Annotated in this window: 17 protein-coding genes; 3 read left to right on the forward strand and 14 right to left on the reverse strand. The window is 38.6% G+C overall.

Features of this window, described 5'->3' with window-relative positions; all coding sequences use genetic code 11:
• Positions 1–155 precede the first annotated feature (155 nt).
• The 5 genes from lepB to EV200_RS04745 form a co-directional block, all read right to left on the reverse strand.
• Positions 156–1,349, reverse strand: coding sequence for a signal peptidase I (gene lepB / locus EV200_RS04725; protein WP_132529737.1), 1,194 nt, complete (start codon positions 1,347–1,349; stop codon positions 156–158).
• 155 nt (positions 1,350–1,504) lie between these two features.
• Complete coding sequence (gene dapB, locus EV200_RS04730; protein WP_132529739.1) at positions 1,505–2,239, reverse strand: 4-hydroxy-tetrahydrodipicolinate reductase; 735 nt, start codon at positions 2,237–2,239, stop codon at positions 1,505–1,507.
• Positions 2,240–2,331: 92 nt separating this feature from the next.
• The gene (locus tag EV200_RS04735) at positions 2,332–3,045 is read right to left on the reverse strand and encodes a DUF5683 domain-containing protein (RefSeq protein ID WP_132529741.1); all 714 of its coding nucleotides are present in this window, start codon (positions 3,043–3,045) and stop codon (positions 2,332–2,334) included.
• Positions 3,045–3,953 carry a ParB/RepB/Spo0J family partition protein gene (locus EV200_RS04740; RefSeq protein ID WP_132529743.1) on the reverse strand — a complete coding sequence of 303 codons (909 nt, stop codon included), beginning with the start codon at positions 3,951–3,953 and terminating at the stop codon, positions 3,045–3,047. The genes EV200_RS04735 and EV200_RS04740 overlap by 1 nt, the downstream gene beginning before the upstream one ends.
• Positions 3,954–3,960: 7 nt before the next feature.
• Positions 3,961–4,764 (reverse strand): ParA family protein, encoded by an 804-nt coding sequence (locus EV200_RS04745; protein WP_132529745.1) that lies wholly within the window; start codon positions 4,762–4,764, stop codon positions 3,961–3,963.
• A 182-nt stretch (positions 4,765–4,946) separates the two neighbouring features.
• On the opposite strand from EV200_RS04745, the gene EV200_RS04750 reads away from it, so the two are divergent.
• Both EV200_RS04750 and EV200_RS04755 read left to right on the forward strand, forming a co-directional pair.
• Positions 4,947–5,468: an NADPH-dependent FMN reductase gene (locus EV200_RS04750; protein WP_132529747.1), complete on the forward strand. Its 522-nt coding sequence runs from the start codon at positions 4,947–4,949 to the stop codon at positions 5,466–5,468.
• Between the two features lie 301 nt (positions 5,469–5,769).
• The gene (locus tag EV200_RS04755; RefSeq protein ID WP_132529749.1) at positions 5,770–6,357 is read left to right on the forward strand and encodes a hypothetical protein; all 588 of its coding nucleotides are present in this window, start codon (positions 5,770–5,772) and stop codon (positions 6,355–6,357) included.
• A gap of 201 nt (positions 6,358–6,558) precedes the next feature.
• Here EV200_RS04755 and EV200_RS04760 read toward each other — a convergent pair whose 3' ends face one another.
• Both EV200_RS04760 and EV200_RS04765 read right to left on the reverse strand, forming a co-directional pair.
• On the reverse strand, positions 6,559–7,632 hold the full coding sequence (locus tag EV200_RS04760; RefSeq protein ID WP_132529751.1) for a DUF2891 domain-containing protein: 1,074 nt from the start codon (positions 7,630–7,632) through the stop codon (positions 6,559–6,561).
• A 74-nt stretch (positions 7,633–7,706) separates the two neighbouring features.
• The gene (locus EV200_RS04765) at positions 7,707–8,159 is read right to left on the reverse strand and encodes a substrate-binding domain-containing protein (protein ID WP_132529753.1); all 453 of its coding nucleotides are present in this window, start codon (positions 8,157–8,159) and stop codon (positions 7,707–7,709) included.
• 46 nt (positions 8,160–8,205) lie between these two features.
• Here EV200_RS04765 and EV200_RS04770 point away from each other — a divergent pair, with 46 nt between their 5' ends.
• Entirely contained in the window at positions 8,206–9,840 is a 1,635-nt protein-coding gene (locus EV200_RS04770) for an ABC transporter substrate-binding protein (RefSeq protein WP_132529755.1), read from the forward strand.
• On the opposite strand, the gene EV200_RS04775 is transcribed toward EV200_RS04770, so the two are convergent.
• The 7 genes from EV200_RS04775 to EV200_RS04805 all read right to left on the reverse strand — a co-directional run bounded on the left by EV200_RS04775 (position 9,837) and on the right by EV200_RS04805 (position 23,586).
• Positions 9,837–11,912, reverse strand: coding sequence for a S9 family peptidase (locus EV200_RS04775; RefSeq protein ID WP_132529757.1), 2,076 nt, complete (start codon positions 11,910–11,912; stop codon positions 9,837–9,839). The genes EV200_RS04770 and EV200_RS04775 overlap by 4 nt on opposite strands.
• 131 nt (positions 11,913–12,043) lie before the next feature.
• Complete coding sequence (locus tag EV200_RS04780; RefSeq protein ID WP_132529759.1) at positions 12,044–13,477, reverse strand: SusD/RagB family nutrient-binding outer membrane lipoprotein; 1,434 nt, start codon at positions 13,475–13,477, stop codon at positions 12,044–12,046.
• Positions 13,478–13,488: 11 nt separating this feature from the next.
• Positions 13,489–16,623, reverse strand: coding sequence for a SusC/RagA family TonB-linked outer membrane protein (locus EV200_RS04785; protein ID WP_165877857.1), 3,135 nt, complete (start codon positions 16,621–16,623; stop codon positions 13,489–13,491).
• Positions 16,624–16,888: 265 nt separating this feature from the next.
• Positions 16,889–19,330: a TonB-dependent receptor domain-containing protein gene (locus tag EV200_RS04790; protein ID WP_132529761.1), complete on the reverse strand. Its 2,442-nt coding sequence runs from the start codon at positions 19,328–19,330 to the stop codon at positions 16,889–16,891.
• A gap of 305 nt (positions 19,331–19,635) precedes the next feature.
• Positions 19,636–20,364, reverse strand: a complete 729-nt coding sequence (locus EV200_RS04795) for an acyl-CoA desaturase (protein ID WP_132529763.1) — start codon at positions 20,362–20,364, stop codon at positions 19,636–19,638.
• Positions 20,365–20,522: 158 nt separating this feature from the next.
• The gene (locus EV200_RS04800; protein WP_029286743.1) at positions 20,523–21,020 is read right to left on the reverse strand and encodes a cupin domain-containing protein; all 498 of its coding nucleotides are present in this window, start codon (positions 21,018–21,020) and stop codon (positions 20,523–20,525) included.
• A 220-nt stretch (positions 21,021–21,240) separates the two neighbouring features.
• Positions 21,241–23,586, reverse strand: coding sequence for a glycoside hydrolase family 127 protein (locus EV200_RS04805; RefSeq protein WP_132529765.1), 2,346 nt, complete (start codon positions 23,584–23,586; stop codon positions 21,241–21,243).
• Between the last annotated feature and the right edge of the window lie 95 nt (positions 23,587–23,681).

Consider the following 23,681-nt stretch of genomic DNA (forward strand, 5'->3'; position numbering starts at 1 on the left):
CTTCCAGTCGCTAGCCACGAATAAACCGTATTACACGCCCTTTCCCTCCCGGGGAAAGGGGCCGATAGGCGGATAGGGGCTCTTTACGATTTATGACCAAACAAAAAAAGCGTTTTGATTTACATCAAAACGCTTCTATATTTTATTTCTATTGGTTAGTGGATACCACTGAATAACCTACTCCAGCGTATTTTATGCAGGAATGAACCTTCGCTATCAAAGCTCATCCAGATAAATAATGCTTTCCCTACCACATGATCTTCCGGCACAAAGCCCCAATAACGTGAATCTGCAGAATTATGACGGTTATCACCCATCATCCAATAATAATTCATTTTAAAAGTATAATTGGTCGCTACTTTATCATTAATGTACCAAACTCCACCTTTCTGTTCTACCTTATTACCTTCATATGTTCTAATGGCACGGTAATAAAGCGGCATGGTATTGCTATCAATTTTAACAGTCCATCCCTTTGCAGGGATTTTAATCGGACCGAAATTATCTCTGTTCCATTGTCTGTTTGGATCGTGAGGAAATATCCCACCAGCTTCTTCGCCTGCAGGATCAGGATTCATCACAACAGATTTTACAAAATCTAAAGTTTTAAGTTTCTCTACAATCTCTGGTGATGCATTGACAACATAAGTATTTGCTGCTATCGCCGGACTGCTCCCCAAATCAAGTTTGTACTCATCCAATACTGAATAATTAAAATCCATAGTTTTAAACTCAATACGGTATGGCATCATTCCTGTACTTTTAATAGGCTCCGGCTTGCCATTAACACTTACTACACCGGCAGACATAGACACCACATCTCCTGCAATACCAATACATCTCTTGATGTAATTCTCACGTTTATCAACAGGTCTATCTATAATGGTATAAGTATTTCTTACCTGTTCGCGGCCGCTCATCCTAACCAGATCATAATAACTCGCATCTTGTTTTTCAACGGCAACAGTATCTCCTTCCGGAAAATTAAAAACCACTACATCATTTCTTTTAATATCTGATAAACCTGGCAAACGGTGGTATTTCCATTGAACGCCATCCCAGTAAGCTTTGGTAGAAGTGGTTAACGGCATAGTGTGATGCGCAAAAGGAAAAGCCACAGGCGTCATCGGGATACGAGCCCCATAATTCACCTTACTTACAAAAAGAAAATCGCCAATTAATAAAGAGCGCTCCATTGATCCGGATGGAATGGTATAAGCCTCAATAAAGAAAACACGAATGATCGTTGCTGCCACTACTGCAAAAACAATGGCATCTACCCACTCGCGGGTTTTAGTTTTTTTCTTCTTTGTGGCATCATTTTTTTTCTGCCAGAATTTGTAGTTCATATTTTTATCTGTTGGTTAACGGTAAATCCGGTAACTATTATCTGCATTATTTTATAATTATACTGTTTTTATTGTTCTGTTCATCACCTCGTCGGTTAATACTCAGATTGAAGATTACTCAGATCAATAACAATTCAGTACTTAAACATTTAGCTTTATTCAAATATATCATTAATACTGAAAAAGCCTTTTTTATCTTTTAACCATTCTGCTGCAACTACTGCGCCCAAGGCAAAACCTGCTCTGCTATGCGCTGTATGTTTAATTTCAATTTCGTCTACTTCACTGCTGTAAATCACCGTGTGTGTACCTGGTATATTTTCAATCCGGTGAGATTCGATCAGTAATTGGTCTGCCTTTGGAAACAATTCAACATCAGTTCCAACAACTTCATTTAACCATTCCGATTTACGTTCTAAATGATCAACAATTCCTTCGGCAATGGTAATCGCCGTACCACTTGGTGCATCTAACTTTTGTGTATGGTGGATCTCTTCTACCTGCACTTCATAAGCCGGATAATTGTTCATCAGCTTTGCTAAAGTTTGATTAAGCTTAAAGAACAGATTTACGCCTATACTAAAGTTAGAACCATATAACAAGGTATTGTTACTGCTATCACAATCATTTTTTACTTCCTGTAATTTCCCGTACCAGCCGGTTGTACCCACTACTACCGGAACATTGGCATCAAAACAAGCACTAATGTTTCCGAGTACTGAATCAGGTGTACTGAAATCAATGGCTACATCGGCACCTTTTAAACTTTGTCTGGTTAAATCTTCAAGATTATCTACTGATATTTTTAACACGATTTCATGACCACGTTCTAGCGCAAATTTTTCAATAATCTGCCCCATTTTGCCATAACCTAAGAGTGCTATTTTCATCTGTATTATTTTATTATTAAAGGTGATGAAGCAATCATGATCTTAATTATTTTGTGGTATAATTTTGAAAGATCCTGATGGTTTCTTATTTATTAAAATGTTAATGATAATTTTAGTGCTGGTGTAGCCGTAAAACCATACATGGTATTACTATTAATCACCGTTGGATGAACCTGAAACGTCAGGTTATCATCAATATTAAAAAAGTGTAACCGGGCTGCTACGTAAGCATCTACTATATTGGCTGCGTAAAGCAACCCATAAGAGAAAATCACAATCTGAGAATTTCTTTTATAAAGACTCTTCCCATCCAGTATGCCTTGATTAGAGTATTGGGTTAAATCTAGCTTTTTATTAGGGTTAAGTTCACGATATTGTGCCTCAACCAAAAAACGGTTATAATTTTTCCTGCTTTCGATATAGGATAAGGTTAGCGCAGTGAAACCACCATAAATGGCTACAATTTTACCTGAAGTATATATTTTTTGAAGCGTCTGGCTTTTTCCCGCTCGGGTTCCATAACCATCATTGAGCAACTGCATATTGTATAGCTGCCCCCATCCCGGAATAATCATCGACCTGAAAACTGCCTTTCTTCCCGCAACCTTACCGGGATTAACATACTTTGCTTTTGCTGAATCCCGTCGGGACATTACTTTAGGTGAATCAACTTTTACAGGCTTGCCTTTACTGCTTTTTAGCGTATCTGTTTGTTTTAACAAACTGTCTTTTACCTGAGCAGAAGCCAGGCTTACAAGAAAAAATGTAAAGAAAGAAACCAGAATTAAAAGTTTGTAAATGCGCATTACCAGTCTAATAATTCTAATATTCTGTTTAAATCATCATCACTCATGAAAGGAATTTCAATTGCTCCCTTACCATTCTGACTTACTTTTAATTTTACCCGGGTGGCAAACTTAGAAGCTAAATCATCCTGCAATTTCTGATATTGCAAGGAAGCTCCTTTTGCTTTAGGTTTTTCTTCAACTTTTAATGGCGCATGATGCAGGTTTCTAACCAATTCTTCTACCTTACGAACGGATAAACCTTTCTCCAAAATTTCCTGATGGATAAACAATTGTTTATCAACACCATCCACATTAATTAATGCCCTTGCATGGCCCATTGAAATTTTTTGATCACGGATAGAAGCCTGAATGGCTGGAGGAAGTTTCAGTAAACGGAGGTAATTGGTTACCGTAGTTCGGTTTTTCCCTACACGCTCGCCCAATTGTTCTTGTTTCAAACCTACCTCATCAATCATCCTTTGGAAACTTAAGGCCACTTCAATTGCGTTTAAATTCTCCCGTTGGATATTCTCGATCAGTGCCATTTCCAGCATTTGCTGGTCGTTAGCACTTCGGATATAAGCTGGAATTTGTGTTAAACCTGCTAGTTTAGAAGCCCTGAACCTCCGTTCACCGGATATTAACTGATATTTGTTAGCACCAAGTTTCCTTACGGTGATGGGCTGAATTAACCCCTGAACCTTGATGGAGTCTGCCAGTTCATTTAAAGCAACCTGATCAAATTCTGTACGTGGCTGGTATGGGTTGGTTTCAACTTCAGTTAAACTTACATGACTGATATTGCCAATCTGCTCGGTTTCACTCACCGCATTCACCTGCTGCTTTGGCGGATGCGAAGATTCGCTATCATCTAAAAGCGCACTTAACCCTCTTCCTAAACCTGTTTTTCGCTGAAAAGATGTCATCTATAATTTATAAAGTTGCGGTGTCTATATTTTCTTCTTCCTTTAACAGGCCATTTTTCTTCACAATTTCTCTGGCCAGGTTCAGGTAATTAATGGCTCCTTTGCAGTTTGCATCGTGCATAATTACAGAAACGCCATAACTTGGTGCTTCGCTTAAACGGGTATTGCGCTGAATAATTGTATCGAAAACCAATTCGTGGAAGTGTGTTCTCACTTCTTCCACCACCTGATTTGATAACCGTAAACGCACATCGTACATGGTAAGCAAAATACCTTCTATTTCCAGATCCGGGTTTAAACGGTTTTGTACAATCTTAATGGTATTCAGCAATTTCCCCAAACCCTCTAATGCAAAATATTCACACTGAACAGGAATAATCACTGAATCGGCAGCAGTTAAGGCATTAATGGTAATTAAACCCAATGAAGGAGAACAGTCAATGATGATAAAATCATACTGATCTCTAATTTTCGCCAGTACCGCTTTCATTTTATACTCGCGGTTATTCAGGTTAATCATCTCAATTTCGGCACCTACCAGATCAATATGCGCCGGTAATAAATCTAAATTAGGGGTATCAGTTTTTTGAATCGCCTGAGCAGGATCAATGTCATTTATGATACATTCGTAAATACTGTCTTTAATATTCCGGGGATCGAAACCGATACCTGATGTTGAATTTGCCTGAGGATCAGCATCTACCAATAAAGTTTTGTATTCTAATACGGCTAAACTCGCAGCCAGGTTTATAGATGAAGTTGTTTTACCAACACCACCTTTTTGATTTGCTAATGCAATAATTTTGCTCATCTATCTATCCGAAATTTACTTAACGTTTATTTGGGCGCTGTTTATTTATGCCGTTTAATTGGCAAAAAGTTCTATTTTTGCGTTAATTACGCCCTTTTTATCAATCAGCTAAGATACAAACTATATAGCAATTTTAGCAATCGGGACTTTCGGGTTTTGAACATCTTATTAACAATTCATCCATGACTACCATAATAGCAGCCACCAACAGACCCAATAGCAATACGCTAAAAATTGCCAATTATTATCAGGCACAATTGAATTTAAAGGGGCAGGAAGCGAACATACTCAGCCTTGAGCATTTACCAGCAGATGTATTGAACACAGACATGTTTGGCAAACGTTCCACAGCTTTCGAAAAAATACAGGATTTGATTAACCAAACAACCAAGTTTCTGTTCATCATACCTGAATACAATGGCAGCTTCCCTTGCGTATTAAAAGTGTTAATTGATGCTTGTGATTTCCCTGGCAGCTTCTATGATAAAAAGGCTTGCCTGGTTGGAATTTCTTCAGGCAAATATGGAAATATCAGGGGTGTTGATCATTTTACAGGTGTTTGCCACTATATCCACCTTAATGTGCTACCACTTCGCATTCATATCCCAAATATTAAACAGGAATTAGACGCATCAGGAAATTTAATTCAGGAAGACACCATTAAGTTTACGAATGAACAGATTGATAAGTTTATTCGGTTTTAAGCCAGGATTTTTAAGATTTAAGGATTGTAAGATATTAGTGCATTAAAAAGCCTAATGTTTGGTTTAAGGTTTATCGCTTCTAAGGGCATATAATCTAGTGTAGATAGGAGCTAAATTGTTACCGTTTTAAAATAAAGATAAACCTATTTTTAACTTACGGTGATGGACAGGAAACATAATAACACCGATAGAAAGACCGTTTTAGTCGATGTTTTTAACATAAATTATGTTAATTAATGTAAACTAAGTTAAACGAGGTTAATAAACCCAAGTGTGGTTTTAGGGATTATATTTTAGCGATATGAAAACTAAAAACATACTTCTCGTGATGCTGATTACAGTAATTAGCATGAGCAAAATCAAAGCACAAGATTCACTTGTAAAACATTCTGTTCACGTTTCGCCTTTTGTTGGTTATAACGCTACACTTAAAGCTCCCGTTTACGGAGCCGAAGTTGGTTATGAATATCGACTGAATAAAAGCTGGGGATTTACTGCCGGAATAAATATCGCTTATACTCAGAAAAATGCGGATGGATCAACGAATATGATTAGTAATGGTGTTTCACAATTTAGAAACATGAAGTTTCTTCAAAATTCTATCTATGCAGGTGCTAAGTATTATGTCGGTCGGTTTTATTTGTCTGCCGACTTAGGTTACCAGGATGCCTATTCAACAACAAACTTCACTTATCAGGGTGCAGGATCAAGTTATAATAACGGCACATACGCTACAAATGGCCTTTATCAGGCCTATGGCTTAGGCTATCAATTACCACTTAAAAAGGGAGATAACATTGAATTCTTTGCAAAAGGTGCCAATGGCAACAACAGCACCAGTTATGTTGCAGGTTTCAGGTATAATTTTGGTTTGTTCAGGAGAAAATAGTATTGTCCCAATTACAAAAACAAATTGACCAATCGGTTTTAAATCACTCCTGTAGTCGTTTGAAACGACTGCAGGAGTGATAGATAAAAGATTTTATTATTTCGCGCTTGCGCTCGTTTCAAACGAGCACATAATAGCCTAACGATTCAATCGTTAATTTACACCAAAAAGAAAGAAATTAATCTGCGAATCTGCGGAAATCTATTTTTCTAATGCATAAACAGCAAAAGACGCCAACCAATGATCTCCACCATAATTGCCAGCAAAAACAAGCGGTAAGGCATTGGCTAGAAAACGATCCGCAGTTACTTCAAAATGTTTTTTCCATTTGTGGTTTTTAGGCAATTCTTTAGCAATGCCTTTCATGCACCAGGCCCGGGTAAACGATAAACCTACCAGGTGAACACCTTGATAATCATTGATATCGCTAATTATTGGCAAATCACTGATCCGTTTAATACTTTTCTCTTCATAAAATTTATTTAACCACCGTACAAATTCTTTATTCGGCAATACCCGCCTCATTAAATCTGCTATTTCCAGGCTCGGCGAAAAGAAATCTGATCCATCCGGTTCAAGATATGCAGGTGTTGCAGTATTATCCAGATAAAAAGCTTTAGCCTTCTCATCAATTTGCTTTTCAAAATCAGCATCTTTAAAAGTCTTGGCCCAATCTAATGCGAAAACTAAACCAAATGCAGTATTGGGGTGAACACCCGTCCGGTTTGGGTAAGTTTGTTTAGGCAGATAAGCTTTCCAGAGTTTTAATATTTGCTGGGTAAGCGGTTGCATAGCTGCGTACCATTTCTTGGCATCAGGGTTATCCCAGGTATACAATTCCTGATCAAGTTTCAATAACCAAGCCCATCCATAAGTTCGTTCATAGGTATTCGCCACCTGGTATTTAGTGAAATATTCCGCTTCGGCCATCATTTTTTCCGGCGTGAAGGTTTTGTTGAGTTGGGTGATGATTTCTGGCTTATTTTTTAAATCAGGAATGGTTTTAAGCAATCGAATCAGCATCCAGTGGCCATGCACTGAACTGTGCCAATCTAAACAACCATAAAATGCTGGATGTAACTCACTGGGCAATAAACGACCATCAACTGCTGTGTTGGCTACATGAGATGTTTTATTCGGAAACTCCTGACCAATGCATCCCAAAGGCATTTTTGAAAGTTTATCCGCCACATCCGCTGTTAGCGTTGGAACAACTTGTGCGCTGGCTAAAAAGTATGAAAAGAAAAGAATAACGATTAATGTAAATTTCTTCATATGAAATTGAATTTATGCATGTAAATTATAAAGGTTTATCGGCTTTTCTTTATCACCACTATCTTCAACCTTTATTACGCACCGAAACGAATCCACTTGTCACCTTCGTGACCAAAAATAAAGGAACCGGGATGTAGCATTTCAGCCATATCTTCAATTAAAGAGACCACATTTTCAGCAGATTTTTCGCGATTAACATCATCATTAAGTAAGATAATCCGATTATTGTTTACAGCCTGCCAATCTGCGCTTAACATGGAGGGCACTTCCCGCATTAAATCCGTCAGGGTCTTTTCAGGCTGATAGTAAATAATAAATACTGCACTCATGATATCGGCCTCTATCATTCCACCAGCGAAGGCAATTTCTTCCGTAAAATAATAGCCAGGCGTATTGCTTACATCAAGCACGGCCACTGGCACCTTTTCCATAAATTTAATTTTGTGCTCCACAATATCTAAACGTTCTTGTAAATCTTCGCGTATTGTGGCATCAAGGCCGATAAATAAATCGTTTAAAAAAGACATCTGCATTAAATTTATTAATTTGTGCAAAAATAACAATCCTTATTTCATGCGAGCCTCATTTAATTATATATTTTGGATTTTCATTACCATTATTTTCACTTCATGTCATCAGGATACCGCAAATAGCGATAAAAAAACATTTAATATTAATCTTGATCAGGGTTTAACCTCCATTGATCCGGCTTTTGCCCGCAACCAGAATGCCATCTGGATGACCAATCAGATTTTTAATGGCCTGGTGCAAATTGATTCCAATCTTCAAAGCGCCCCTTGCATCGCTAAAAGCTGGGAAATATCTGACGATGCCTTAACTTATACCTTTAATCTACGTAATGATGTTTACTTTCACGATGACCCGATTTTTAAAAACGGCAAAGGCAGAAAAGTAATCGCCAGAGATTTCGCTTACAGTTTCTATAGGTTAATCGATCCTAAAGTGGCTTCCTCCGGTGGATGGATTTTTAGTGATAAGGTTAAAGATCAGCATAATTTTGTAGCCCTAAACGATTCTACCTTTCGAATTAAACTGGTAAAGCCCTTTCCTCCACTCATGAATCTGCTCACCACTCAATATTGTTCGGTAGTGCCAAAGGAAGTTGTTGAACATTACGGTAAAGATTTCAGAAGCCACCCAGTTGGCACAGGCCCTTTCAAATTTAAGTATTGGAAAGAAGGTGAAATTCTGGTTTTATTAAAAAATGAGCATTATTTTGAACATGATCAGAAAGGAACCAAGCTACCTTACCTGGATGCAGTAAAAGCAACATTCATTATTGATAAGCAAAGTGGCTTTATGAGTTTCCTAAAAAAGGATTTAGATTTTTACTATAATGTTGATGGCAGCTACCGCGATGATATCTTAACTAAAAGTGGAAATATGGTTTCTAAATATAAAGGCAAATTTACTTTAACCAAAAGCCCCTATCTATGTACTGAGTATGTAGGTATTTTAGTTGATACCAATCTTGCCCTTGTAAAAAAATCACCCTTAAAAATAAAAAAAATAAGGCAGGCTATTAATTACGCTATCGACCGTGATAAATTAATCCGGTATTTAAGAAATGGAATTGGCATTGCGGCCACATCGGGATTTATCCCAAAAGGAATGCCCGGTTTTGATAGTTTAGCTGTTCGAGGTTACACATACAACCCTGTTTTATCTGCCAGATTATTAAAAGAAGCTGGTTTCCCTGAAGGAAAGGGTTTGCCTGAAATTACATTGAACACCACGACTACCTATAAAGATTTAATTGAATTTATACAGGGCGAATTGACCAATATTGGAATGAAGGTTAAAATTGATGTGAGTCCGAGTGCAAGTTTAAGAGACCTGATGTCGAAGAACAATGTAAACTTTTTTCGAGGCTCCTGGCTGGCTGATTATGCTGATGGCGAGAATTTCCTTTCAATGTTTTATTCCAAAAATAAAGTACCCAACGGACCAAATTATTTTGCCTTTTACAATAAAGAATTTGACCAGCTGTTTGAACAAAGCTATTACGAAACCAATGCTGACAAACGTTTTGAACTTTACAGGAAAATGGATCAGTTGGTCATGGATTATTCGCCGGTAGTTCCCCTCTTTTATGATCAATCTGTAGTGATGCTTCAGAACAACATCAGCGGATATGCCTTCAATGCACTAAGCTTAATGATTTTAAAAAACATTAAGAAAAATTAATGCTTCATGAGTTTACGTTTAAGAAAATCAGCAGTAATTTCACTGACTTTAACAGCATTTGAAAATTTCATCCAATGATGTGTATCGTCTGGAATAACTAAAGACTCAAATTCAAATTTCTGATCTTCAAACCGTTTAACTAAATCAACACTTTGGCTAAAGGCTACATTACGATCGTCATCTGCATGGATAATCAATGTTGGTGAAGTCCAGGTTTTTAAATAAGTGACGGGCGAAGATTCACGTGCAATCTTTGCAGCAAGGTCAGTATCAGGAGCGGGTAATTTACCTTCCATCGCCACACTGCTAAACCGACTATTTACGCCATGAATATCTACACCAGCGGCAAATAATTTAGCATCCTTCCCTAAGGCCAGTGCAGTTAAATACCCACCATATGATCCACCATAAATTCCGATTTTACCCTGATCGATGTTGGGTTGTTTTGCCAGCCATTCTCCTGCCGCTTTAATATCTTGATATTCTGAAGCACCCTGAGCACCTGCATGCAGCGGTTTATGGAAATCGTATCCATAGCCTAAACCCAGCCTATAGTTTACCGACAGAACCGTAAAGCCCATGTTCACCAGATATTGATTTAAGGCATAATCAATAGAATAATAATCCATCGGATTCCAGCCGAGTAACATTTGCCGCTGTGGTCCGCCATGAACATAAACAATTGCCGGATGGTTTTTAATTACCTTTTTAGGTGAAAAAAGCTGACCGTAAACCATGTTCCCGTCTGCAGCTTTAAAACTGACATGTGTAGGCGTAACCATCGAATGAACTGGAAAATCGGTTGGCATTAATGCTTCGCCAATTAATTTTAGTTTAAGATTTTGAATTAAAGCAGGCAATAGCGGCCTTTGCGCAGTAGCACTCAAACAAAAAAAACTCTTGCCATCTCCAGAGATAACTGGATAAGCTTCTATTCCCGTTCCGGCAGTTAGCGGCTTCATATCTGGTTTGCCCACCGATACTTGATAAATATGTCTTCTATCCAGATCATCGGTATTTTTCCCGGTGTTGGCTGCAAACACAATTGTTTTTTTATCATTACTGAGCTTGATGTTTTCTACAATAAAATTCCCGGGTGTGAGTAAAACCTTCTTCGATCCATCAGGATTCATCGAATATAAATGCGGCCATCCATCTTCATAAGATGTAAAAACAATCCTTCCATCCGCCCAGGCCAGGTTGGCGCCACCTTCCATTGCAGGGAATGACCCTCTAATGGTTTCGGGTGCCTTGTAAATTTGCTTTCCTTTTCCTGTGCCAATATTTACCGTCCATATTGCCCAGGGCTGATTTTTTCTGGTTAAAATGGAATCGGTTTCAAGTCCGATACCCGATAGCCTCACAAAAGTAATTTCTGTTCCATCTGGCGACCATGCCGGTGCAGCATCCCTGCTAAAGGAAGGCAATAACCACCTGATGGGCGTTTTTTGATCTACATAAATACCAATAAAGGCGTGATCATTTCGGTTACAAACAAAAACTAATTTCTTACCATCGGGAGACCATTTGTAACTGTTATTAGCTCCTTTAGCATAAAACAAAGCTGTTGCTGACACAGTTCCATCAATTGGAGCACTTTTAATTTGTCCGCCACTCGAAAAAACGACCGTTTTACTATCTGGAGAAATCAGGGGATAATCACCTTCACCAAGCGCTATAGCATTTCGGTCTTTAAGATTAAGGGCAAATACCTGCATTTTTGGTGCAATGGGTGAAGATGCAGCATTTACAGGTCCGCCATCTTTACCACCATGATCTCCTCCCCTCACACAAACGATCCAATTTCCATCTGTAGAAATCGAAAGACTGGTGAGTTCCTGCCCGTCATCCTCCTCATAACTGGTCATTTTTACTGCTTTGTATACTGGTGCTTCTGCAAGATAAATATTTCTTTTACCTTGTTCGTTGGCTGCCCAGGCGATATTCGAACCATTTGGAGAAGCCACCAGTTGCGAAGGAAAGGGATAATTCAGAACCGATTGAATGGAAAATGATTGAGCAAAAATATTTATTGAATAACAGCACAACAGGATGAAAAGCAATTTCTTCATGGTTTAACATTTTTTTGGTGATTTAGGCACCAACCGATAGATTAACGTTAACACTCCCAATGGTTGGTGTCTCACCAACCAGCTCTAGGAATTTTATCGGTCGGTGAGACACCAACCGATAAATTAAAACCCTACTGATCCCACCACAATCTGGTTGTTCTCAATACTTCTACAGGTACATTTCCGCCGTTTTTACTTCTTTCTCCCTGAGGATAATCCAGGCGACGAATGAAAGTTGGCAATGCTGCATTTACTGGCATCGTGAAATCTTTGTACTTATAATCAAACCGACGGGCATCATTCCAGGCTTCCGGATTAAGGTAAGTAGCGATATATTTTTCTTTAAAAATTAAATCTTTCGTCAGTGCAGCTGCACCAACAGCCACCGTTGGCTGGGCCATATAAGCTTCTTTATCTGTTGCTGAAACCTGGAATTTATCCATATTTGCCCGGATGGCTGTTAAATAGGCATTATAAGAACGTGTTCTATCAGTATCGAATGCAGCCTCGGCCTCAATAAATTTCAGTTCGGCATAAGTGACAATGAAAATTGGCGACGTGTTGCCACTCCATGGAGAATTACGTGAAATGTAATTTTCGTCCTTTCTGGTGTTAGCGCCCGGAGCGCGGTTTCCTGCACCATTAACTGTTCCGATGTATTTTCCGTCAACAGTTAAATCCGTAATTTTTGGCAAACGCGGGTCAAATACCGGGTAAGTTGTACCATTTAATGCATCTATAAACTGTTCTGAAAGCCAGCCGCCAAGCGATTGTTGTTCATTATTAAGTGCTACTGTTGCCCACGGACTACGTTCTTTAAATGTTTGCATTCTGGCATCATCGTCATTACTTGCAAAAGATTTGCTCACTGCATCTAACACAGATGCTGGATTATAGGTGTTCCGTTTGCTCACTTTAATCAGTAACCTGGCTTTTAAGGCATAAGCCATTTTCAACCAGTTTGCTCTTTCTGTTGTAGCTGTAGTTCCATAAATCAGATCGCTTGCCGCAGCCAGTTTGATGGCAGAATTGGTTTTAGAGAGTTCTGTAATCGCTTCGTCCACCAACGTCATGGTAGAAGTATAAACATCCTGTTGTTTATCATACTTAGGAACCAGATTATCAATATTAAAGGCTTCAGAAAATGGCGCATCACCCCAAAGATCATTCGCCATCATCAGGTTATAGGCAATTAACACATCAGCCACGCCTTTATATTCGCTGGAATTTTGGGTAACGGCCAGCTTTTTTAATTCATTGGCATCTGCCATGGCGTAATAGAGTAAATCCCAGGTACTGCTAAAATCAATAGCCTGATAAGTATCTCCGGCACCATTAGCCGCGGGATTAGCCGTGTATTGCACGTATGGAAGAATAATACTGGCTACACTATAATTATTAAATCCAGCCTTGTAAGTAGAAGTAGCCAGTAAAGCATTTAAGCTTGGTGTGGCCACCTGGTTTGGATTATCAGATAGTTTATCAAAGTAGCTATCTTTACAGCCTTGCAAGCCTAATGTTGCAATTATAGCTGATAACAAAGTATATTTTATAATCTTTTGCATCTTAATTCTTTTTAAAAACCAACATTAAGGGTAAACATTATGGTACGTGCTGATGGGTAGGTAAAACCAGCAGAACCATCATTGTTGCTGCCTGAGTCATAAGAACTCGATTCTGGATCTACACCATAATATTTGGTCCACAGCCATAAATTATTACCCGTGACAGATAAGGATGCATTTTTAATGGCTTTCGCAGGTAACCATTTTTCAGGCAACCTGTAAGTTAAACTGGCCGAACGCAATCTTACCCATGAAGCATCAGAAACAAATGGTTCTGAAACGTTCCGATACAGAATCCGATAATATCCTTCACCATAGTTTACACCATCCGGGCCTAAACCTTGTCCCATATATACTGGTTTGGTATTGGGTTGTCCGTTAGCCAGTACTCCATCAAAAACTTTGGTGGTTCTTCTGTCTGCTGTGTAATCCGGAAGTCCGAAGGCCGAGTAGAAATCTTCCAGCCAGTTGTATTTTTCAAAACCTAAACGGGCATCAAACAATACATTTAAGCTGAAGTTTTTGTAACTGAAGTTGTTACCAAAACCAATAATATAATCTGGTTGTGAGTTACCTAACAACTTTTGTTTACCACCAGAAATGCTTGGAAATCCATTGGCACCAATTAACAATGGCAGATCTTTATCTAAAATTGTAGGGTCTTCTGCCTGCGCACCATAGTATCTGTTGAAATAACTGCCGTAAATATTTCCGTAAGCCTGTCCTTCAATCAGTTTCATGGTTACCCCGGCATTACCATAGCCGCGTGCTGCGCCGTAAACAATCTCAGAAATGCCATTTGGCATAGAAAGCACCTTATTTCTATTGGCAGAAAGGTTTAAATTGGCACTCCAGTTAAAATTCTTACCTACAATAGGCTTCCCGTTAATAACCAATTCTACGCCACGATTTCTAATATCACCAGCATTGATTGATTTGGTAACATAACCTACTGCAGATGATACCTGAGTCTGGATAATTTGGTCTGTACTTAATGAATAATAATACGTTAAATCAAAACCTATACGGTTTTTAAAGAACGACATCTCTAAACCAGCCTCGTAAGTATTGGTAAACTCAGGTAATAAATCAGGATTCCCCAGGTTTGGAGCAATGGTTAAACCACCTGTGCCGGTTGGTAAATTAAGATTAGGCGTGTAACCGGTAAAAGTAGAATACTCTGCGGCATCCTTTCCGATGCGGGCATATGATAATCGTAGTTTAGCCTGACTAATTACCGCTGGCAATTTAAACTGATCGGAGAATACATAACTTAAGCTGGCAGACGGGTAAAAGAAAGACCTGTTCTCTTTTGGCAGTGTAGAGCTGATATCATTTCTTCCGGTTATGGTTAAGAAAAGGTAATTTTTATAATCAAAAGAAGCCTCTCCAAAATAGCCGACTAACCGTTTTTCTCTCGTAGCCTGACTTGGCGTAAGCACTCCGGCATTCTCCAGTGTGAAGAAATTATAAATGCCTAAAATGCTTCCAAGTGTTCCTGTTTCCTTAATTCTTCGGTCATAAAGTTCCTGTCCTAACCTTAAAGTTCCTGTTAGATCTTCACCTAATTTTGTGGAAAGCGTTGCCACGACAGTGCTGTTTAATGTTCTGAGTTTGGAATTAAATTCTCCATAATAGCCTTGATCGTTATCGTACATCGCCTCTCCGGTATACATTGGTCCGCGGGCAGTTCTCACACGGTTTTCATTATAAGTATCTACTCCGAAACGATAAGAAAAATTTAACCATTTCGTTGGATCATATGATAAACTTGCCCCTGCAATGTAACGGTTTACATCACCTTTTAATTTATTATTGGCTGTACCCCAGATCGGATTATTTGTACCCAAATATTTTTGCGAACCATCAGCATTCTGGTAGTCAGCTACATCATATCTCGGAGAAAAATAAGCTAAACCCTCGCCAAACCGATCTGCACTATAGGTATAACCACCAGAATTGGTAAAGTTCATATTCACAGAAGCCTTGAATTTCGGGCTGATAATGAAATCCGTATTTAACCTGCCAGAAAAATTCTTATTATCCGTGTTCGGCATCATACCTTTTTGGTATAACTGAGATACGGATGTGAAAAACTTTACCACATCACTTCCTCCGGTTAAAGAGAGTGAGTTTTTAACTTGCTGACCAGTACCAAAAGCCTGATCGTAATTATTATAAAGTTTATCCGGATGGGTGGGATCAATCAGTTTAGCCTCTGCAATGGTTGGCCCCCAGGCTGGTCCGATTCCACCCGGTGGATTCGTGTAAACCCCCAATACACCTTGTGTATATTCGGTCTGCACTTTCGGACTAATCAATACCTCATCGAAACCGTAACTGCTGTTAAAATTAACTTGCAATCCGTTTTGCTTTCCTCTTTTAGTGGTGATCACCACTACTCCGTTTGCACCTCTTAAACCGTAAAGTGCTGTAGCCGCCCCGCCTTTTAAAATGTTGATGGTTTCAATATCATCAGGATTAATATCCGAAGCCCGGTTAGTTACGCCCCTGGAACCATAAGCATTTCCGCTGGGATTTGCGCCTTGGGTTGAAGTGGAGTTATCAATCTGAACACCATCTATCACATAAAGCGGATCTCCTGATCTGTTCGGATCGATGGAATTTACCCCCCTTATCCTGATGCTGGCGCCCTGACCCGGACCGCCGCCCGTGCTCGAAATGGTTGCACCTGCTACTTTACCCTGCAAGGCATTGATTAAATTGGGCTGATGATTGAAATTCAGATCTTTATCGCCAACCGTTTGCGCAGCATAACCTAAAGATTTAGCCTGCCTGGTAATGCCTAATGCTGTTGAAACCGTTACTTCCTGAAGTTGTTGAGAATCGGAAGCAAGCGCAGCGTTAATGGTTGTTCTCTCTCCTACAGTAATTTCCTGCAGTTTATAACCCACCAAACTAATCTGCAGTACCGCACTTGGTGATGGCACCTGAATAGTAAAAGCGCCATTTCCATCAGTAGATGTTCCGGTGGTGGTACCTTTAATTTTTATACTTGCTCCAGGCAATGGCCCACCATCATCTGTAGAAGTAATTTTCCCTGTAACGGTTTTTACCTGGGCAAAGGAGGATAGCCCGGTGAGTAAAATACACAAGAAAAAAAGTGAGGTAAAGACTTTTTTCATATATCAAGAATTTAGGTTATTGATTGTTAGCAGATGCAAGATAGGCTTTTAGCAGAAAAAACATGCAGAAAACAGAATGAAAATACGCAACAAACCGCAATACAGTATAAAACCACGATAAAACCTGCAAAAAAGACAAGATTTAACTAAATCAACTTAAAAACACAGACAACTTAGTGTATTTTTCACACCATAAATCAAATACAAAAAAAAAGAGCTTTCAGATTCAACTGAAAGCTCTTATATAATTTATTTAAATGAGATTTTACTGCTGCAAACCGCCGCCCACTCCACCGCCTTGTTGCTGATCTTGCTTGACATCGTCATTTTTAATTTTTTTCTTCTCCGTAAACTTCAACTTACCGAATGAATAGCTAAAGTTAACACCAAACGATCGTAATGGATAATAAATATTTGAACTTTGAAACACGTTTCCAACTGCGTTAACAGAGTTGTTTTCTGTTTTGATATGTAAATCCTTAGTAAATGGATTCAGGGTATTTAAACCAATGCTGCCTTTTTTCTTAAGAATATCTTTTTTAATTGAAGCTCCATAAAAGTAGAACGGATCTGTTTTACCCTGATAAGTTCTGCGTGCTGATGTAGCCACACCAAATAATTCGAAGTTATAACCTTTTCCAAATCCATATGCCGAACGTCCGAATAAACTATAATTGAGAAAAGTTCCGGTGCTGATGTTGGTTGCCGTATTGGTTACCTCATACGTATTGGCAGAGAAATTACTCATTAATGTCCACTTTGGTTTTGGATTATAAGAACCAAAAATGTTTAGTCCATATGTTTCTGACCTACCTACATTGATATAAGATGATAATACTTTTGTGATGCCATTCTCCACTAATGGAGAAATTGAACTTTCGATTACGCCACCTGTTGTACGGTAAAAAATAGATGCATTGATCACCGATCCTTTAATGTACGTGCTGTAACCCAACTCTAAATTCTGACTTAACTCCGGGCTTAATTGCGGGTTACCCTGCATGATATTGAATTGATCACTCTCATTTCTAAACGGATTCAGAAAGTTTTCACTTGGTCTTTGCACCCTTCTGTTATAGCTGAATTTAACTGTAGCGCCTTTTTTCAGAGTTTGCGAGATAATTAAACTTGGAAATAAATTGAAATAATCATTTTTTTCTAAACCGCTGGTTTGTGTGTTAAAATCTATTTTAGTGTATTCTGCTCTTAATCCGCCTTTAAATTTTATTTTCTTAGTAATATCGAAACCAATCACACCATAAGCTGCAGCAACATCCTGATTATAATCAAAATCTCTTTCAGAAGCACCGTACTGACTCTTAACATTTCTAAAAATACCCTTGGCACCTACTTCTAAGATGGTATTTTTACTGAATGGATAAGTGTAATCTGTTTGCGCAGTATATTCATTATTCTTAGCGGTATTATCGCTTGAGGTGATGATCCCATTTGGAGCAGCGGCAGAAGTAAGGATATTACTAAAGCTGGTTGGTGTGCGTCCTGTAGATAACTGACCAGAAATAGTAAACTCTTCTCCCTCCTTTTTAGTCGTTTTCTTATAATCTACATTCCAATCCATATTGCTACGGGTCATATCCATGTTGCTGATGTTAGTAGCAGGTAAGTTATTAATGATATAATTGGAAGAACCCGGACCACCGTTTGAAAATTGATTAAGTTTTACGTTCGAGCTAATGTTATTGTAAGCATTAAAATCATAATCTATTCCCAAGCTTCCATTGTAACCATCACGGCTCCATCTTGAAACACCTTGTTGTAATATATTATTTGTAGTTCCGTCGAGATAAGTTGTATTGGTAACAAACTCGGTTCTTGAATCCTGAGCATAAGCCAGATTTGCACCTAAACTTGTGTTCACACTTAAACGGCCTGTCTTTGCTGTCAGGTTAAATGCACCATTATTTTGACGGGTACCTACAGATGTATTCACACTTCCGCTTACACCCTGGGCATTTGATTTTTTAGTAATGATGTTGATAATCCCTCCTGAGCCTTCTGCATCATATTTAGCAGATGGACTGGTAATCACTTCTACACTTTTAATCTGTTCTGCCGGAATCATTTTTAGGGCATCAGATACACTTGCAGCCATCGTTCCGGATGGTTTGCCATTGATCAGCACCCGAACGGCACCTCCACGAAGCTGCACATCACCATTGGCATCTACTGAAAGCATAGGCACTTTACGCATCACATCCGTAGCATCACCACCAGCATTGGTCCCGTCAGCCTCGGCATTGTATACCATTCTATCGATTTTATTTTCGATTATGGCTTTAGTACCCTGCACCTGAACATCAGACAAGGAGTTTTCTGTAGAGGAGATATAAATGGTTCCTAAATTCTGATCTGGCTTTGCTGGTGTAGTGATTACACTGATGGATTTGGTTTTATAACCCATAAAACCAATCATTAGCTTGTAAGTATCAGGAGCTACATTTTGTAGTGATAACTTTCCTTTTGGGTCGGTTACACCACCATTTACTGATTTATTATCTTTAACATTAATTAATGATACGGTTGCGTAATCTATAGGTTGCTTGGTTACCGAATCTAAAATTGTTGCCGTTACACGACCGAAAACTGTGGGTTTCTTTGCGCCTCCACCGAAACCTCCAGCAGGAAATTGGGCTTTTACCGTTACAAATGTTCCCAGGATCAGGAGTGAGAGTAAAATTTTTTTCATTATAATTTGTTAGTCTTTGGTTTATTAGTCTGCGCAAATTGCATTTTGTTACAATGCTTTTAAATAGTTTTTGCGCCACTACGTTAGTTTAGTCGGCAAAGGTGCGACTTTTATCGGTAAAATCCAGATAGACAAGAGAAAAGGTTAAAAATTATCTAGGATCAACCCAATAAATAAAGAAAAAAATAAAGGCTGATGAATTATGTTCATCAGCCTTTATAAAAAATCATCTATTTTAAATTGAACTTAGGTTTATAAGCCTATTTCATTTCGTCCGATTTTATCGGTACTCATCTGGCAATAAATTAAACCTTTCTAATTTTAATAATCTTCATCCAATGCAATACCTTCATTACCGGATAGGTTGGATCAAACTCCCACCATTTAGATGCAAAGTTTGGGCTATTCGGCTTTTTATGGTGGTTATTCTGAAATAACTCCCCCATTAACAGGAAATCCCAAGGCAATGAATTTTTGCTGTGATCTTCATTATCGTGATTTGAATAACCATATTTATGTCCACACCAATTTACAATAGCACCGTGTAAAGGCCCCATCAAAAAGTGAACAGGTAATAAAATAAATAACCACCAATGGTTGGCAAAAGCAATGTAGAAACCAATGTAAAACAAGCCACATGCTACTCTCCATAACCATGAATTACCAATCCGATCTACCACAGGCCATTCTGGATAGTTACCCTGAAAGGCAGGTTCTGGCTGAATCTTGAAATGAAGATAATTCATGTACATATTTTTGGTCGCAATCATCATCCCGAAAACATCCTTAAAGAAGTGAGGAGAATGTGGATCTTTTTCAGTATCGCTATAGGCATGATGCATGCGATGCAAAATGGCATAAGCCCTTGGATTTAAAAAAGAAGAACCTTGAGAAATCAATAAAATAAGATAAAAAAATCGTTCCCAGAAGGGTTCCATTTTAAACATTTTATGTGATGAGTAACGGTGGAGAAAAAAAGTTTGGCTAAAAAGCGATAGAAACCAATGGCAAAGAAAAAAAATGAGGATAATCATGTATAATGTGTATGCTTAATAAACGGAATTTCTAGACCTTTAGTTTTCGATATCTTTCCGCTGGCAACTATTCGTGGCTTAAACGAATAGCTGAAATGTTTAAAAAAGGCAATAGATTCACTCATCCATGCCTTTTAAATAATCTTATTTTAAATTTTTTATCTACCGAAATCGTCCTGAACTCTTACGATATCACTTTCATCTGATGGGTTTGAAGCATCTGTATGTTGCCAGATTTCTGCTACTACGCCCCAATCATCTAAACCAATTAAGCGGTGACGCTCACCTTGTTGTAATTTGATCTGATCTTTAGGTGCGTATTTTTTAACTTCACCCTCTTCGTCAGTTGCACTGGTTTTGATGCCAACAGTACCGGTTACCACTTGCCATATTTCTGCTCTGCGGTGATGATATTGCCAAGACAAGCGTGTGTTTGGTGCTACGATTAAAATCTTTGGACTTAATTTACCGCCAATTTTTAAGCTTTCAACATCCAATCCATCAAAATAAGTATCTGCAAATTGCTGGGCTTGTGCCTCATCAATTACAAAAAAACCACCCCATGGACGTGTTTCATCGCGGTTTACTACATTAAAACCTTCAATTTTTAATCTTTGCGCAACGCTATCGAATATTTCTTTTTTGTCGTTTTCCATAATTGGCGTAAAAATAATGCTTTGGAATTAAAAAAGAACTTTTGAGCTTTTATTTTTTTCCATTGGCTATTTTACTATCGCCCTTTCCTTTCAGGGAAAAGATACCGATAGGCGGATAGGGGCTTAAACCACCCCGCCCTGCGGGCTCCCCTCCTAAATTAGGAGGGGAGTTTCCCTCATAGCTGTATTCTAAAATAAAACCTCACGATTTTGCAAATACCTATTTCATCAACCTTACCTCAAAGATATTTGCAATTGCCGCAGCAGGATCAGCCTGTAATTTCAGTTCAAGCTGTGGTTTTAACAAAGCCTCAGGAATCTCAAAATCCTGTGTATAAAATACATTCCCCTTATTTCCGTCAAGCTTAACCTTAGCAATAACCACCTGATTAATAAGAATGGAAAATTCTTTATTTTTTTCATTTCCAAAAAGGGTAAGCCTGATTTTTTTGCCTTTCAAATCCTTATTGTTTAAATTATAGCTGAACCAACCCTTTCCATTTCTGAAATGGCGATCCTGAAAAATTCCATTATCTGTATTTTCACCTTTAAAACCATGATCTGATTCTGGCTGCTGCTCTCCCGTACGCACCATATCAACCGTTTCTAGTTCCAGCTTGATCTTTTCAGTCTCAGCCAATTTAATGGCTTTTGTTCTTGCATCCAGATTTTCTGGATTGGTGTAAGGGAAATATACCACATATCGCCGCTCTGCCAACTCATAAAACGGAACGAGTTTAAGACTTTTATATTTGGGCTGATAAATTGCTTTTTCGGCATTAAAGGTAAGAGACTGATTTTTCACGGGTACAAGCTGCGCTGCCAGATCTTGTTTCTGACCAAATACCAATGGTGCCTCACTAACCGGGAATAACGCCCCGGAAGCAATGTGCCCCATCCTGCTGCCATCTGCCGTTAAATTGGGTTGCGATAAGGTATCCAGTTCTGCAGCTAAAACAATTGGTCCATGGAGAAAGGCCACCCAATCCGATCCATCAGGCATAAATTCGGTAGTGTTGTGCATGGGTAATGCAACCTTAATTACATCACCAGATGACCAAATCCGATCAATGCTGACATAGCCATTCCCCAATGCCTTTGCAACCGTTTTTTTACCATTCACCAAAATGGTCATTTGCCCTGCTGCAACCCATGATGGGTGACGCAAACGGATTGAAAAACGTTTCGTTCCTGATAGTTTCAATTTTAACTGCGTAAATTCTTGCTTTGGAAAATTATTTTCCTGAGTGAGGGTTATGCCTTTTTCTGTCCAGTTTACAACGGATGGAATAAAGAGATTTACATAAAGATTCTGATCATCATGTGCATAAATCAATTCGCCGTACTTCCCATGATTTTCTAATCCCGACCCTACACAGCACCAAAAACTTTCCTGGGGATTTGAATATGTTCGGTAATGCCCCGGGCGCATGGGAGTAAAATAAACAAAACCGCCACTGGCCCTTTGAGAAGTTAAAATATGATTGTATAAGGTTCTTTCGTAATAATCTAAATATTTTATGGAAGGGGCATCAAGAAATAACTGTTTAGTGAGCTTAAGCATGTTGTACGAATTGCAGGTTTCGGGCCCTTCTCTGGATTCTATCATAGAAGAAAAATCATTAGCAGGATGAAAGTGTTCCCTTACACTATTTCCACCAATGGCAACCGTTCTGTTATTCACCACCGTTTGCCAAAAGAAATCTGCTGCCTTACCCCAACTCGTATCCTGATCTACCAATGCAATCTGTTCAAACCCGATGACCTTTGGAATTTGCGTATTGGCATGCATACCATTTAAAGCATCTTTTTGTAATAACAGGGGTTTCAAAACTGATTGATCCGAAAATTGACGGGCCAGTTTTAAATATTTTTTATCGCCTGTAATGGCATACACATCAGCAAATACTTCATTTAAACCTCCATGTTCACTTTTAAGCAATTCCTGAATCTGTTGATCAGATAAGCCAGCAACCAAATCAATGCACCAATCGGTTAACTTAATCAGCATTTGTTTGGCTTTTTCATTACCTGCAATGGCATAAGCATCATGCAAACCGGCAAAAGTTTTGTGAATGTTGTACAAAGGCACCCATCTGCCATTCAAGGAGAAACTGGCAGCCTTGATGTTACCGGATTTAATTTGCGCCCATATTTCTTTGCCTCCCGGAACGCCTGATAAATACCCATTTCCATTTTTGAGTTGACATCTTTCCAGTTCATCAAGCATATAATTAAGCCTTTCTTTAACTTTTGCATCGCCAGTTGAGGCATACATTAGTGAAAGTGCTGAAACGTAATGACCACCAATATGTCCATCCAATCCCGTATTTTCCCAATTACCATAAGATTCAGCCTTTGGGGTCAACCCTGCTTCCTTTAAATATGGCGCTAATAACCGATCGGGATTAAGCGAAAGCATATAGGTTTGATCTGTTTCTTCCGCTTTAAGAAACGGACTTGATAGCAGACGGACATCTTCTAATTTAAAGGCTTGTAATTTTGTTTGTGCAGTTGCACGTAAAGAAAAGATGGAGATCAATAGCAAAAATAGGATTCGACTCATAATGGTAATTTATGTTTCCTGATGGAAACCGTAAAAGCGTTAAGGTTAAAGACAAAATATTTGGTTGTTTGAAAATCAAATATACAAAACTGAGT

Origin of the sequence: Pedobacter psychrotolerans (genome assembly GCF_004340665.1) — a bacterium.
GTDB lineage: Bacteria > Bacteroidota > Bacteroidia > Sphingobacteriales > Sphingobacteriaceae > Pedobacter > Pedobacter psychrotolerans.